This is a genomic window from Chryseobacterium sp. YR221 (assembly GCF_900176315.1).
Lineage (GTDB): Bacteria > Bacteroidota > Bacteroidia > Flavobacteriales > Weeksellaceae > Chryseobacterium > Chryseobacterium rhizosphaerae.
Map to the genome: position 1 here is coordinate 1 of NZ_FWXM01000005.1, position 15,163 is coordinate 15,163.

Below are 15,163 nucleotides of genomic sequence, written 5' to 3' on the forward strand. Positions count from 1 at the left end.
TCGTTTCTGCTTAGCTAAAAGCTCTTCTGCGCTTACTGAATATCTTTCGTTTTTCAGTGGGGCAAAGGTAAGCCAACTTACCTATACCAAACAAGTTTATTTAACTTTAAATTCATATTATGTTCATATTTTAGCCTAACCTACTGGTAGGCAAGGGAGAAAATTTTAAACAAATGTTTGAAGCAACACATTGGAGCGTGGGAGGGAGCTGAGATGAGGGGTGATGAGTGATAAATGATAAGTGATAAGTGATAAGTGATGGAAGTTATACATATATATAATAGGATATTTTTTTATAGGATAGAGTATCTCAATTATGTTTGGGCTAAAGCCAGGGCAGAGACTGATTTTATTTGAGCGGGCTAAAGCCCACTCCTATTGATTACATTTTTAATTATATATAGGTACAGTTGATTATTTGTTTCGCGTTGCTACGTTATTCTGAGCTGGATGTACGTTTATCTTGTAAGGATTCGGACGCGGGGTATTGATCTGAAAGCTGGTAGATACTATCGCAAGATCCCTGCGGAAATCAAAGATTCTAAGTAATCAATGAAAAACGGGTCTGGGGAATACTTATAGTAATGAATACAATGGCTCTCTCTTTTGTATTGTTGAAATCCACCCTCTATTACTCATTACCTATTCCTCCCCTAGCCCCGATAGAAACGGATACCCCACAGCATAGGCCGGAAAGCGCAAGGATTACAGCACTGGAAAGCCTTGGCGCGAGGAGTATGAGTGGATAGCGGGAAAAAGCTACTGGTGAGTTTGAAAGTTGGTGGGTTGGTGGATCCTAGAGTTTGGGAGTTGAGAGAATGGGATGAAGCTGTATATTATGATATAGTGGGCTATTGGTATACTCTACTATCCCCTGCTGTATATTTATAATAGGTTATATACTTTTACTCTTATTCACCTTTTCAACTACAATAATAGATGTAATAGTCATAAAAAAGGGGAAACATTTTTTTTGATTGCTTACATTTGTAGTACATTCTGAATTTTAAAGAATGAAATGAGTTTATCTATGATTGACAAGAAATATAAGGAAACAGTTCATACTGATACCAACCTCTACGAATATACTACAGTAACCCACGATGAAAATAAGGTAAGAATCTATATGCTGAAGAATGGTTTAAAGGTTTTCCTTGCCCAAAACTTTGATGCACCAAGAATTCAGACTTTCATTCCGGTAAGAACGGGAAGTAATAATGATCCGGCAGACAATACAGGGTTGGCTCACTATCTTGAACACATGATGTTTAAAGGGACTTCTAAGATCGGAACTCAGAACTGGAAAAAGGAAAAAGAACTTATCGATCAGATTTCAGAACTTTATGAAGCCCATAAAGCAGAGCAGGATGCTGAAAAAAAGAAAGAGATCTATAAAAAAATAGACCAAATTTCTCAGGAAGCCAGTCAATATGCTATCGCGAATGAGTATGATAAAGCTATTTCATCTTTGGGTGCAAGCGGAACCAACGCCCATACCTGGTTTGATGAAACGGTCTATAAAAATAATATCCCCAACAACGAGCTTGAAAAATGGCTAAAAATAGAGAAGGAAAGGTTTTCTGAAATCGTATTACGCCTATTCCATACAGAGCTGGAATCTGTGTATGAAGAATTCAACAGAGCACAGGATAATGATTCCAGATTGGTGAACTATGAATTGATGGATGCTTTGTTTCCTACCCACCCTAACGGGCAACAAACTACTTTAGGTAAGCCGGAACATTTAAAAAATCCTTCTATGGAAGCGATTCATAAATATTTTGATGAATATTATGTTCCTAATAATTACGCCATGGTATTGGTGGGAGATTTTGATTTTGATGAAACAATCCAGTTAATTGATCGGTATTTCGGGACTATTCCGTATAGAGAGCTTCCTAAAAAAACTCCGGTTATAGAAAAACCCATCACTGAGATTGTTACCAAAACGGTAAAAAGCCCCACTACCCCAAGGGTTCAGATGGCCTGGAGAACTGATAGCTATGGTACAAGAGAGGCTATGCTTGCTGATATTGTAGCTAACATCCTTAGCAACAGAGGGGAGGCCGGTTTATTGGATCTCCATATTAATCAGACTCAAAAAATGCTTTGGGCACAGGCTTTTTCTGTAGGATTAAAACAATATGGTTATTTTTCTATTGTAGCTGTTCCGAAGGAAACACAGACGCTGGATGAAGCGAAGGAAATGGTACTGGAAGAAATTGAACTGATCAAAAAGGGAGATTTCCCCGACTGGATGCTTCCTGCCATTATAAACGATTTCAAACTTCAAAGAATGAAGGGACTTGAAACTGCGGAAGGCCTGGCCACAACTCTTTATGACACATATATAAAAGGAAGGACCTGGGAACAGGAACTGAATGAAATGGATGAATATTCCAGTTTCACCAAGGAAGATGTCATGAATTTTGCCCTTACATTCTTCAAAAACAACTATGTTGTTGTTTATAAAGAAAAAGGGATCAATGACAAATTGGTACGGGTAGAAAATCCGGGAATTACGCCTGTTAAAATCAACCGTGATGCACAATCTGAGTTTCTACAAGAGATTTTAGCTGATCAGCCTGAAGATATAAAACCTGAATTCATCGATTACCAAAAAGAAATCGCTACCGATCACGTTCAGGGTAAAAAGCTGAGTTTCGTTAAAAACAACTATAATGATATTGCCCAGGTACATTTCATTTTCCCTTTCGGTAGCGATAACGACAGGGATCTGGGAATTTCAACCCAATTCCTGCAGTATGTGGGAACTCATAAGTTTTCTCCTGAAGATTTAAAGAAAGAATTTTTTAAAATAGGAGTCAGTAATGATTTTAAGACAACCAATAATCAGCTGTTGATTACGTTAAGCGGATTGGAAGAAAATATTGAAAAAGGGATCGGTCTTTTACAGCACTGGATGTATGAAGTAAAACCTGACCAGGAAATTTACACTCAATTTGTAGGTACTATCCTGGAAAACCGTGAGGCTGTAAAGAAGGATAAAAACCGAATTATGACCGCCTTAACCACCTACACCAAACTTGGTCATACTTCCCGCTTTCTAGATGTCATCTCTAAAGAGGAGCTTGAAAGCAGTAAAGCAGAAGTATTTACTGACCGCATGAAGAATCTGTTCAAATATCCATATCAGATTTTTTTCTATGGAAAAGATTTTGAAAATTTCAAAGGATATATTGGAAAGTATACGGAAGCTGAAAGTCTTCAGATTCCCGCACCTAAACTTTATCCTGAGCCTGCTACAGGAGGAAGTGTATTTTTCATCAATTATGACATGGTTCAGATGGAAATGAGTAAGGCAGGAAAGGGAAATCCTGTCAATCCATCCAATTTTGGGAAAGTTAATGTCTTCAATGAGTATTTTGGAAGAGGATTATCCTCGATTGTTTTCCAGGAAATCCGTGAAAGTAAGAGTCTTGCTTATTCTGCGTATGTTTCTTATAGTGCCAATTCGGAACTGCATCATCCTGATTATGTTACTACTTATATTGGTACTCAGCCAGACAAGCTGATGATTGCTGTGGATACGATGAATGACCTGATGAATGAGCTTCCGGAAGTTCCCACTCAATTTGAAAATGCAAAGAATGCGGCTTTAAAACAAATCGCTTCAACGAGGGTGACAAGGACTAATATATTTTTCAATACGCTAAGACTGAAAAAACTGAATATTAGTCATGATTTCAGAAAAGACATCTATGAACAGATCCAGGTGCTGAAGTTTGAGGATATCAAACAGTTTTATCAGACAGACATCAAACCGGTACATTTTAATACGGCTATTATCGGTAAAAAAGAAAACCTTAATATGGAAGCCGTATGTAAAATGGGAACTTTTACAGAAGTAAGTTTACAAGATATTTTTGGACATTAATATCTCCTTTATACTTAATAAAAAAGAACGGAAATATTTCCGTTCTTTTTTTATTGATACTTAGCAAAAGATTTTTTCACAATCTCTTCGGCATTCTTTTCTACATTCTGATAGGAATAGAAACCATAAATTGTATCAAAACTGATTTCTTCAAATCGCTTTTCAATTCTTTTAATTTCATTCTGTGGGAGAGGAATTCTGTTCGGATAGCTTCTCATGGTAGCAAAGTGTTTCATGGATGGGGATAAATACATTGTATCTCCAATTAAAAGCGTTCCTTTTTCACTCATCCAGGGAATTTCAATAACAGAACTTCCATCAAAATGTCCACCTATATTATGAATTCTTATCTGATTCCACAGCTTCATATGATCTCCCGTCCAGTATTCTACAGAGTTTCCGCCATTTACCACCCATTCTTTATCTTTTTCGTGGATATAGATTTTACAGGTAAAGGTTTCTGCCCACATTTTCATAATCGAGTAATAGTGAGGGTGAGAAATTGCAATCGCTTTTAATCCTCCTTTTGATTTAATAAATTCTATCACCCCTTCATCCAGTAATGGGATACAATCCCATAGTATATTTCCATCTTCTGAAATGACAAAAAGAGCACGCTGGCCAATGGAAAACCGAGGGTTTACCACAAATTCATAAAGATTATCATTGATTTTCTTTATTTCTACACTGTGCTTTTCTAAAAGCTTTTCGTGGTTCGTCCAGGATTGTCCACTTTGTGGTACCGCCTGTCTTTCATCTTCACATATAATACAGGTATTATCCGTATGACTTTCCGGATATTGTGTACCACATTCTGTACACATTTTAAGTTTATTATCGTTCCCGTTCATAAGATTTTTTTATTTAAAACTACATAGATATAATATATTATAATTCACTTTATCCATAGAATTAACCTATATATAAAATCTTAAATTTTTCTTCCCCATTAGAATGTTACGACAGTTTTATGCATAAAAAAACCTATTTAATTTTTGATTAAATAGGTTCTTATCATTATTGTTTATTTGATTACTTTCATTTCATCAACAAGCCATTTGGAATCGGCAAATTTTTCAATGATGAACAGTATATATTTTGTATCCACCATAATGTTTCTGCTGAAACGGGGATCATAATTGATATCACTCATTGTGCCTTCCCATTGTCTGTCAAAGTTAAGACCAACCAGGTTTCCGTTAGCATCCAGCGCAGGACTTCCTGAATTTCCTCCGGTGGTATGGTTTGTTGCTGTAAATCCAACAGGAACATCACCGGTCTTATCTTTATAGGTTCCAAAATCTTTCTTGTTATAAAGATCGATCAGTTTTTTAGGAACATCAAATTCATAATCTCCCGGAACATATTTTTCCATTACCCCAGCCAAGTGCGTCTGATATCCGTAAGAAACGGCATCTCTTGGTGCAGAGCCTTTTACTTTTCCGTACGTTACACGAAGAGTGGAATTGGCATCCGGAAAGAATTTTCTCTCCTTATCTGTTTCCATCTGTTGTGCCATAAACTTCTTCTGTAAAGCATCAATCTTAGCCTGAAGCGAAGTATATTGCGGATCAGCAGTTTTCATGTAAGTCTCTTTCATAAAAACATACAATTGATAAACAGGATCTTTCTTTAAAGTTTTGATCAGTTTATCCTGATTAGAGAATCCTTTTTCAATATCAGCAGTTAATGTTGCTCCGTTTACTGCCGTTCTTCCCGTGATGATAGAGTTTTTAGACATCTCTTCCACTACAGGAATGTTTGCGTTTTCGTCTTTAAACTTATTAAATCCTGCCGGTAAAAACTGTGGTGCTGTTTTGTTAGCATATAAAGCCAATAACTTTGCCGTTACCCTGGAATCAAGTTCTGCACTGTAGTCTTTATAGAAAGAGGATAATTTTGTTTTTAATTTTGCAAGTTCCTTTTCATCCATTCTCCCCGCTTCTACAGCAGTTACAAAGTCATAATAGTCACCCGCAAGCTTCAATGTCTCAGCATTTTTTACAACTTCAGTATAATAGGCATTGTTTAATGCGTAAGGAGCCTGATCATTGTAAAATTTGTTCAGTTGATCTAAAGTGGATTTGATCTCAGGGTTTTTAGCAACCAGAGAGCCTTCATACATCACTTTCTTTTCCACGGCATTGGATTTTTTCAATCCTTCTACTTCACCGATCCATTTTTTCCAATAATTGGCTACTGATGCATATTTTGAAGCATATTTAATACGTGTTTCACTATCGACACGCATTTTTTCGTCCAATGTTTTTAAAGCCACATCACGTACAGCAATTCTTGCAGGATCAATATCCTTCATGATCTTCTCCACAGCTACTGCAGGAAGATATTCTGTAGTTTTTCCCGGGAACCCGAATACAAAAGTGAAGTCATTTTCATTTTTGTCTTTTATAGAAACCGGTAAATAATGCTTGGGAACATAAGGAACGTTATCTTTTGAAAACTCTGCAGGCTTGTTGTTTTTGTCTGCATAGATTCTGAACATAGAGAAATCTCCGGTATGTCTCGGCCAAACCCAGTTATCTGTATCACTACCGAATTTTCCTATGCTTTGTGGTGGAGCCCCTACAAGACGGATATCCTTATAGGTCTCGATGGTATATGCATAATACTTATTTCCATAGTACATTGGCTTTACCAGGATCGATTGGTATGATTCAATTTTCTGAGAGTTTTTGTAAACCTCAATATTGTTATTGATCTTTTTAGTAAGCTCAGGCTCAGTAAGGTTATCTGTACCTTCCAACACCTGGTATGTCACTTCTTTTATATCTACAATGAAGTCTACTTTTACACCTGGATTTGGTAATTCACCAGTCATATTTTTAGCCCAGAAACCATTTGAAAGTAGGTCATTCTGAACTGTAGAATGTGCCTGAATCTGCCCATAACCACAGTGGTGATTAGTAAGCAACAGCCCTTTAGGCGAAATGATTTCTGCGGTACATCCACCGTTAAACTGTACTACTGCATCTTTAATACTCGGCTTCTGAGGGTTGAAAATGTCTTTGGCAGAAATCTTCATTCCCAAATCCTTCATTTCCTTCTCATTCAGTTCTGTAGGAATCCACATTCCTCCATATTGTTGTGCAAATGCCATTGCAGCCGGCAAAAGAAATACGGATAAAAGTATCTTTTTTGTCATAATCAAAATTTTGCCCGAATTTACGAAGAAAAATACGAACAGGCTTCATAAAACGGGGGTAAAGTTGGAATGGCTGTTTTTAGGAGATGGAGATATTAGATTTCAGAGGGCAGATTCCAGCGTTTTTAGATTGAGATAGAACTATAGTATTGAATATCGCGGTATCAATAGTGAATTTTTACTCCGCCAAGTCCATGGTGAATAATGGTTCAGGTTTACAGGGAATTCCCTATCATCTAACTAAACTACGAAAGCCCAATCTGGAACCCATTCTCACCGGCTCTCCCACTTTATATGGCTCGGTTTTTGTTCGCTAGTAGTCAGTTTAAAATTAAAAAATATTTAGATTAATTATTATGATGAAAAACAAAATGTTTATCCTGGGAATCGGTGCAGCTTTATTTCTTGCTTCTTGCTCAAAAAAAGAGACAACAGCTGAAACAATAGGTTCTGCAACAGATTCTGCCAATGTTCAGACACCTTCTACAGACAGTATTTCAAAAGCCACTCCTACTGCTGCGGGGGATACTTCTGAAAATTCATTGGATTGGAATGGTACTTATGAGGCTGTTGTACCATGTGCAGACTGCCCCGGTATCAAGACTTCTTTAACGTTGAATAATGACAAAACATTCAGTATCAGTGAGGAATATCTTGACCGAAACTCAAAGAATCAGGATAAAGGATCTTTTGAATGGGATACCACAGGAAGCATCATCACACTGAAAGGTAAAACAGCCAATTATAAATATAAAGTGGGCGAAAACATACTTATCCAACTGGATATGGACGGAAAAGAAATTGACGGTCCTAATAAAGATTTATATATCTTCAAGAAAAAATAAAGGCTCAGGCCTTTATTTTTTTATGTATCAAAACTGATAAGCTATGATTTTCTCATCATCCATCAGGCACCTGATAACTTCTTCATGATGGTTATTTTTTCCTGTAAGTCTCCATGTAACGGATAAATTCCCTTGTGTATACTGTTGTTTGATCATCATATATTTCAGATGATGTTCTTTGAAAATAGTTTCACAGTGTTTTATATTTTCAGAACTCGCTACTGCAATCTTATACTCTCTGATCTTATGATAATTATCGATAAAGGTCTGAAGATAGGTAAGAGAACTCAAAATCAAAAGAACAAGCACTGTTCCTAACAATGAAAAATAGACATATCCTGATCCTACCGCCATTCCTATTGAGGCCGTAGCCCAAATTGTAGTGGCAGTGGTGATCCCATCGATCTTGTTATCACCTTTAAAAATTACCCCGGCTCCCAGAAACCCAATTCCTGTAATAATATTGGCTGCAAGGCGGTCCGGATTGGCAACTCCTATTTTAATGGAAAGAATGGTGAACAAACAGGATCCGAAACAGACTAAAATAAATGTACGAAGTCCTGCTGACTTATTGCGGTATTCACGTTCAGCACCAATCAGCAATCCAAGGATAACTGAAATAAAAATCAGTACGAGTTCGTTTTTAACGGTATAATGGTCCTGAAGAAATTCCATTTACAAAAAATTAAGTGTAGAATAAAATTACGACAAAAAAATTTACGGAACTATTTTTGATTCCTGACTTTATCAGATTAGTAAAAGTTCTGTTTTAACGGAAAACTTTTGTAATATTACAGTCTCAATATGAAAGCCCAATTATAGTATGAGCCCTACTTTTTTTGCTACAAAAGAAGAATTCAGAGAATGGTTGGAAAAACACCATACCGAAGAAAAAGAGCTGTTAACAGGATTCTATAAAACCGGAAGCGGAAAACCTTCTATGAGCTGGTCTGAATCTGTAGATCAGGCTTTGTGTTTTGGCTGGATCGATGGCGTAAGAAAATCTATAGACCACGAAAGTTATTCTATACGGTTTACCCCAAGAAAGTTCGGCAGTATCTGGAGTCTTATCAATATCAAAAAGGTAGAAGAACTCTCTAAGGCAGGCCTTATGACCCCATCAGGCCAACAGGCATTTGCTCTTAGAAAAGAAGAAAAATCCGGTATTTATTCCCATGAAAACGAGAATATACCACTGGCTCCTGTTTATAAAGATCAGTTTATGGCTCATGCAACCGCCTGGGATTTTTTTGAAGCTCAACCTCCTTCTTATAAAAAGGTAATCATTCATTGGATTATGAGTGCAAAACAGGAAAAGACAAGGCTTTCAAGATTGGAAAAAGCGATTGACAAAAGTGGTCAATTAAAAAGATTAGAATAAAATTACAATACAAAAAAAATAATTTATGGATAAGGAAACTTCTCACTTCTGGCTGGGATATTTTAAAAATGAAGAAGACTTTTATGACTTTGTAGAAGAGGATGAAAATTTTTATATAGAAGAGGAAACTGATGATCAATATGTTTCAAAATTTGCAGAATCACAGAATATAAAATGGTTTGATGATGATTTTATAGAATATGGTTTTGAGAATGAAAATCTGGGGATCTATGAAAAGTTTTCAGAATATTCGTATGCAGATCAATGGCTTCCTATACTGGAAAGCAAGCTTAATGAACTTAGTCTGGACACTCCCGTAAACGCTATTATCTTTGCCAGCAGATTTGTGATCCCTAACCCTGTTTCTGTAGAGCAGGATGATAACAAACTGTATTATATTGGTGAGATTGAGTTTGACGTTTAAATTACAACATAGGTTTTCACATCATTTCTTATGAACAGGAAATTCATACTTATTAATATCATCTTGATTCTGCTCATTATAGCGGTGTATATTTTTGAATATTATATAGAGAATTATCCGATGATGTTTAACCTCATCAATAGTATTAAAGAATGCAGAATAGAATACCTGGCTGTAATACTAAGTGTTACAGCTTTGGTTTCTTACCTTATAAGCAGCCTGGATATTAAAGGTTTAAGTTTCAAAACTAAATTCTTAAGAATCCTTCCGATGGTCAATTTTCTGGCTCTGGCATTTTTCGCTTATTTATCAATCAACGGATGGGCAGAAAAACAAAGAAAAGTCTCAGCAATAGAAAATAGGTATTCCCAGCAGGCTGCCGAAGATATTAAAAATGATCTGGTTACTATACAATTTGGCGGAGGGTTTCCATTATTGTTACATGACCGTGCAACGCTCAATAAAATTGACGGTATTCGGAAAAGGTATGGAGTAAGATATATAAATACCGGCTGTGTGATTGAAGGTTTTGAAACCACTGGCCAGGAAAAATATTCAGAAATAATATATCCCCATCTGACCAGGAGGAATGGTAAAGGATGGGAGGGCAGAATGCAGAAAGAGATTGATCATGTAGAGAGAAATTCCCAACCTTAAAGCCATCCGGCTCATAACCCTATCTATTTTGAACAACACACCCTATTCTAAAGCCCAAAGATTATTTTCTTTTATAAAGAGGTTTTCCACCAGTATAGCTATCATCTTCACGAGCACTTATTTGCAGATTTACTGGTCTATGGGACAGTTTTCCGACCATACCTCAAGTAGTTGTCTGGAGTGCAGTCTTTTTGAAGATAATATTTACATGTCTGCTGTTACAAGTGTATTCTTATCGGCTATTTTCCTTTTATTTTCCTTTGTAAAAAAAACTTTCCTTAAGGCAGCTATTGAGTTTCTATTATTAATAAGTCTGTGGATCTTCTGGAACTACAGCATTTTTGTGGATAGAGAATCTTCCTGGAGTACATATGACTTTAAATCAGAACTTCATTATACACTATCTCTTTCCTCTTTGCCAGTTATTATTCTTGGATGTATCTGTATTTTACTATTACATTATAAAGAAATAAAAGCTAGATTTAGTTTTTAAAAAAGATACCCTTGAAAAAAGCTATTTCTATTCTTGCCTTCTCGTTTTTTATTTTTGTTGCTTGTAATAAAAATAAGAAGATGGTGAATAATAAAGAGATTTCTGTTTCTCCTACAGTTAAAGCTGATTCAGTACAATCTCATACATTGATTCACCAGGAATTTTCAAAAACAAGAAAACAGCCTTCGGATTTTGTTTCCAATACTCATGAAATTCAATATGAAGCTAAAGGTGACCTCAATCTGGACGGTCTTGCAGATATTGCTTTGGTTCTGAGAAACAAAGTAGATACCCTGGATCGCAGAAAGATACTGATCCTTTTAAAAAATCCTGATAAAAGCTATCGACTGGATAAGACTTCCGATACTGTTTTTCCTGAAGAATATAATGAAGTAGGTTATAGAATGCATGATACTGAGGATATCAGTATTGATAAAGGGACATTACATATCAATCTATATGATATAGGGCCCAACGGAAACCTCTTCAGCCAATTTAAGTATTTTAATGGTGATCTTGTTCTCACTTATATTGAAACCTATAATATGGGAGCAGGTTCTCATTCCGGATTATATTATGAACCCATAAAGGGTAAGGTAATAGAAGAAACAGTAAATACCATGGAGGAAGATATGCCTTCAGAATCTAAAACTTTTCAGGTATCGAAAAAAAGGTTTTTATTTGAGAATACATCACCAAAGGATATCATTGTAAAAACATATAACTCTATGAAAGAGTAAATAAGTTTGTCCATGCTCAGAAAATATCTGAAACAAAAAACTTCCGCCTATAGGAGCGGAAGTTTATATGATACGGTTGATTTTAAAAGTTTGTAGCTCTTCTCTATTAGTGCGCTTCCAGCCAGTTATCTCCGACTCCAATTTCCACCAATAAAGGAACCTGTGTTTTTAAAGCATTTTCCATCTCCTTTTTTATCAGTTTTGAAGCCGTTTCTACTTCATCTGTTGGGGTTTCAAATACCAATTCGTCGTGTACCTGAAGCAGCATTTTTGTTTTTAGCTCCTGTTCTTGAAGCTCTCTGTCTATTTTGATCATAGCAATTTTTACAATATCTGCTGCGCTTCCCTGAACAGGAGCATTCACGGCATTTCTTTCTGCATGTCCTCTTACAACAAAATTGTTGGAATTGATATCTTTTAAATGGCGTTTTCGTCCCAGAATCGTTTCTACATATCCCATTTCACGGGCTTTATTCACCTGTTCTGCCATGTATTTCTTCAGCTTGGGATAGGTTTCAAAATAAGCTTCGATCATCTGCTTAGCTTCTGTACGGGACAATCCGGTCTGTTCTGCCAAAGCAAAAGCTCCCTGTCCGTAAATGATTCCAAAGTTTACTGTTTTTGCCTGGCTTCTCTGTACTTTGGAAACTTCTTCCAATGGAATTTTAAATAATTTCGCTGCTGTAGAAGCATGAATATCTTCTCCGTCCTGGAAAGCTTTGATCATATTATCCTCTCCGGAAATTTCAGCAATAAGACGAAGTTCAATCTGTGAATAATCGGCGGAGATTATTTTCTTTCCTTCTCCTGAAACAAAAGCCCCACGAATCTGCTGCCCTCTTAATGTTCGGATCGGAATATTCTGCAGGTTAGGATTCACACTCGCCAAACGACCTGTAGCCGCTGTAGTCTGTGAGAAATTGGTATGTACCCTGTTATCTTCTTTCTCAATCTGTGAAGGAAGAGCATCTACATAGGTAGATTTTAGTTTCTGATAGGTTCTGTATTCCAGGATATGTTTGATGATTTCGTGTTTTGAAACCAGCTTTTGAAGTACATCTTCTGAGGTGGCATACTGTCCTGTTTTTGTTTTTTTGGCTTTAGGATCAAGCTGCATTTTCTCAAAAAGGATTTCCCCCAGTTGTTTGGGTGAATTCATATTGAATTCTTCTCCTGAAAGTTCAAAGATGGTCCTTTCAAGCTGCTTCAGGTCATTTTCAAGGTCAATACTTTCCTGTGCCAACCACTTTTCGTCCAAAGAAATTCCGGACAGTTCCATTTTTGCCAACACTTCCATCAAAGGCATTTCAATGGTATAGAAAAGTTCTTCTAAATTTTCTTTTTTCAGCTGCGGTGCAAACAGTTCATACAATTGGAAGGTAACATCAGCATCTTCTGCCGCATAATCTGTCTGTGTTCTAAGATCAGCATCTCTGAAAGTTCCCTGATTTTTACCTTTTTTTCCGATAATGGTTTCAATAGAAACCGGTTTATAGTTCAGATACACTTCTGAAAGATAGTCCATACCATGTCTTCCATCCGGGTTCAATAGGTAATGGGCAATCATTGTATCAAACACAGCACCTTGAACAGTGATGTCGTATTGTTTTAATATTTTATAATCGAACTTTAAGTTGTGAGCAATTTTCAGCAGATCTTCTTTCTCAAAAAACGGTCTGAAAATCTCCAGTGTCTGCAATACTTCTCCTCTATCTTCAGACAAAGGAATATAATAAGCCAGGCCTTTTTTATAAGAAAAACTCATTCCTACCAGCTCTGCCTCCAGTTCATTTAATGAAGTGGTCTCTGTATCAAAACAAACGGCTTCCTGCTTCAATAAATTATTTACCAATGCCTTTTGAGCTTTTGGGTTATCTACAAACTGATAAAGGTGGTCATTCTGCTCAATAGTTGATTTTGTAGAAGTAGCCTGATCCAGTTCTTCAAAATTGGCAAAAAGGTCTAGCTGCATTGCCTGTCCTTTTATTTCAGTACCTGTCGGAGTTTGCTTTACTTCAACTTCACTTACCACTACAGTTTCTGCAGCGGCAGGCGCAAAAGCTCTGTATAGATTTTCATAAAGTCTTCTGAACTCAATTTCTTCAAAAACTTCTTTTACTTTTTCAAAATCCGGAGTTTCCAGGTCATACTGTTCCTGGTGGAACTCTACTGGAGCATCACAAATAATAGTAGCTAGCTTTTTAGATAAAATTCCTCGCTCTGCAGAGGCTTCTATCTTTTCTTTTAGTTTTCCCTTTAGTTTATCGGTATTAGCCAATAAGGTTTCAATATTTCCGAATTCTTTCAGGAACTTCATCGCTGTTTTTTCTCCAACTCCTTCCAGTCCCGGGATATTATCTACAGCATCACCCATCATAGCAAGGAAATCGATAACCTGTTTAGGGTCTTCAATTTCATATTTTGCCTTTACCTCATCTACTCCCAGAATTTCTATATCTCCACCCTTTAAACCGGGCTTATAAATTTTAATTTTGTCTGTCACCAGCTGTGCAAAGTCTTTATCCGGTGTTACCATAAAAGTGGTATAGCCTTCTTTTTCTGCTTTACAGGCGATAGTTCCTATTACATCATCCGCTTCGTAACCCTCTACTCCTAAGATCGGAATATGCATCGCTTCCAAAATCCTGTGAATGTATGGAACAGCAATTTTGATGGCTTCAGGAGTCTCACTTCTGTTGGCTTTATAATCTGCAAAATCATCAGTTCTTACGCTTGCCCTTCCTACATCAAAAACTACAGCCAGGTGGCTTGGCTTTTCTCTTCTGATTAATTCAATCAAAGAGTTTGTAAAACCAAAGATGGCAGAAGTATCCAATCCTTTGCTCGTCAATCTCGGATTTCTGATCAATGCGTAATATCCTCTGAAAATCATCGCATAAGCATCGATGAGAAATAGCCTTTTATCTTGTGTTGCGTCCATATTATCTATAATGAACAAATATATGAAAATAGGAACAAAATTCGAGATATGAGTTGTAAGGTTCGGAACGTGAATTTTTGGTCTCTTTTTTTTAATTTAAAATAAAAGCTATCATTATTGACTTCTATTCCTGATCCCGTAACCTGCATTTCGCACTTCACATCTTGCGTTCCCTTAAAAATTTTAGCAATCATGGTTTTCGTAATTCAGCTGCTCCATTTTGTTTCGGTATGATTCCAGCTCTTTACTGCTTACTGTCGCTTTTTTCAGCTGTACAGGAATTTGTTTTTTACCATCCGGGCTTATCCAGGTACCATTCATCTGATCACCTTCTTTTTTTAAGATCATCAGACCCGTAAAGCCTTCTTCTACCATAGCAAACTGTTGTTTTACACCTTCGGTAACATTAAGTTCTAACCAGTTGCTTACTTTTTCATAACGGTACATCCCGTTATAATATGGATCACCGCCACATCCATTTTCTACAGATTGCAGAAACAGTGTTACCGGCATTTTCCCATTAACAGTACCTTTATATAAAGTGGAGCTGTTCTGAGCCTGTAAAGTCACAAAGCTCATGGTGAAAGTTAACATCAATAGAAGTTTTCTTAACATTTTATT

11 protein-coding genes are annotated in these 15,163 nt (G+C 36.6%); 6 read left to right on the forward strand and 5 right to left on the reverse strand.

Going from position 1 to position 15,163, the window contains the following annotated elements; genetic code table 11:
• Positions 1-1,030: 1,030 nt before the first annotated feature.
• Positions 1,031-3,898 (forward strand): M16 family metallopeptidase, encoded by a 2,868-nt coding sequence (locus B8967_RS15010; RefSeq protein ID WP_084086848.1) that lies wholly within the window; start codon positions 1,031-1,033, stop codon positions 3,896-3,898.
• A 50-nt stretch (positions 3,899-3,948) separates the two neighbouring features.
• Here B8967_RS15010 and B8967_RS15015 read toward each other — a convergent pair whose 3' ends face one another.
• Positions 3,949-4,749, reverse strand: a complete 801-nt coding sequence (locus tag B8967_RS15015; RefSeq protein ID WP_084086629.1) for an MBL fold metallo-hydrolase — start codon at positions 4,747-4,749, stop codon at positions 3,949-3,951.
• A 173-nt stretch (positions 4,750-4,922) separates the two neighbouring features.
• Positions 4,923-7,061: a S46 family peptidase gene (locus tag B8967_RS15020; protein WP_084086630.1), complete on the reverse strand. Its 2,139-nt coding sequence runs from the start codon at positions 7,059-7,061 to the stop codon at positions 4,923-4,925.
• Between the two features lie 356 nt (positions 7,062-7,417).
• On the opposite strand from B8967_RS15020, the gene B8967_RS15025 reads away from it, so the two are divergent.
• Positions 7,418-7,906, forward strand: a complete 489-nt coding sequence (locus tag B8967_RS15025; RefSeq protein WP_228406204.1) for a copper resistance protein NlpE — start codon at positions 7,418-7,420, stop codon at positions 7,904-7,906.
• Positions 7,907-7,933: 27 nt separating this feature from the next.
• Here B8967_RS15025 and B8967_RS15030 read toward each other — a convergent pair whose 3' ends face one another.
• Complete coding sequence (locus B8967_RS15030) at positions 7,934-8,581, reverse strand: MgtC/SapB family protein (protein ID WP_047495109.1); 648 nt, start codon at positions 8,579-8,581, stop codon at positions 7,934-7,936.
• A gap of 148 nt (positions 8,582-8,729) precedes the next feature.
• On the opposite strand from B8967_RS15030, the gene B8967_RS15035 reads away from it, so the two are divergent.
• The 4 genes from B8967_RS15035 to B8967_RS15055 all read left to right on the forward strand — a co-directional run bounded on the left by B8967_RS15035 (position 8,730) and on the right by B8967_RS15055 (position 11,601).
• The gene (locus tag B8967_RS15035; protein ID WP_084086631.1) at positions 8,730-9,287 is read left to right on the forward strand and encodes a YdeI/OmpD-associated family protein; all 558 of its coding nucleotides are present in this window, start codon (positions 8,730-8,732) and stop codon (positions 9,285-9,287) included.
• Between the two features lie 25 nt (positions 9,288-9,312).
• A complete protein-coding gene (locus B8967_RS15040; RefSeq protein WP_047495114.1) occupies positions 9,313-9,711 on the forward strand; it encodes an immunity 22 family protein in 399 nt (132 codons plus the stop codon).
• A gap of 30 nt (positions 9,712-9,741) precedes the next feature.
• Entirely contained in the window at positions 9,742-10,368 is a 627-nt protein-coding gene (locus B8967_RS15045) for an FEKKY domain-containing protein (protein ID WP_084086632.1), read from the forward strand.
• A 504-nt stretch (positions 10,369-10,872) separates the two neighbouring features.
• A complete protein-coding gene (locus tag B8967_RS15055; protein ID WP_084086634.1) occupies positions 10,873-11,601 on the forward strand; it encodes a hypothetical protein in 729 nt (242 codons plus the stop codon).
• A gap of 106 nt (positions 11,602-11,707) precedes the next feature.
• Here B8967_RS15055 and polA read toward each other — a convergent pair whose 3' ends face one another.
• Together polA and B8967_RS15065 are read right to left on the reverse strand one after the other, a co-directional pair.
• On the reverse strand, positions 11,708-14,542 hold the full coding sequence (polA, locus tag B8967_RS15060) for a DNA polymerase I (RefSeq protein WP_084086635.1): 2,835 nt from the start codon (positions 14,540-14,542) through the stop codon (positions 11,708-11,710).
• A 183-nt stretch (positions 14,543-14,725) separates the two neighbouring features.
• On the reverse strand, positions 14,726-15,157 hold the full coding sequence (locus tag B8967_RS15065) for a hypothetical protein (RefSeq protein ID WP_084086636.1): 432 nt from the start codon (positions 15,155-15,157) through the stop codon (positions 14,726-14,728).
• Between the last annotated feature and the right edge of the window lie 6 nt (positions 15,158-15,163).

Excerpts from the sequence above, each read along its gene's own strand:
- B8967_RS15035 (WP_084086631.1), top strand. The coding sequence starts at position 8,730 with ATGAGCCCTACTTTTTTTGCTACAAAAGAAGAATTCAGAGAATGGTTG.
- B8967_RS15015 (WP_084086629.1), bottom strand. The coding sequence starts at position 4,749 with ATGAACGGGAACGATAATAAACTTAAAATGTGTACAGAATGTGGTACA.
- B8967_RS15065 (WP_084086636.1), bottom strand. The coding sequence starts at position 15,157 with ATGTTAAGAAAACTTCTATTGATGTTAACTTTCACCATGAGCTTTGTG.
- polA (WP_084086635.1), bottom strand. The coding sequence starts at position 14,542 with ATGGACGCAACACAAGATAAAAGGCTATTTCTCATCGATGCTTATGCG.
- B8967_RS15025 (WP_228406204.1), top strand. The coding sequence starts at position 7,418 with ATGATGAAAAACAAAATGTTTATCCTGGGAATCGGTGCAGCTTTATTT.
- B8967_RS15010 (WP_084086848.1), top strand. The coding sequence starts at position 1,031 with ATGATTGACAAGAAATATAAGGAAACAGTTCATACTGATACCAACCTC.
- B8967_RS15020 (WP_084086630.1), bottom strand. The coding sequence starts at position 7,061 with ATGACAAAAAAGATACTTTTATCCGTATTTCTTTTGCCGGCTGCAATG.
- B8967_RS15030 (WP_047495109.1), bottom strand. The coding sequence starts at position 8,581 with ATGGAATTTCTTCAGGACCATTATACCGTTAAAAACGAACTCGTACTG.
- B8967_RS15045 (WP_084086632.1), top strand. The coding sequence starts at position 9,742 with ATGAACAGGAAATTCATACTTATTAATATCATCTTGATTCTGCTCATT.
- B8967_RS15040 (WP_047495114.1), top strand. The coding sequence starts at position 9,313 with ATGGATAAGGAAACTTCTCACTTCTGGCTGGGATATTTTAAAAATGAA.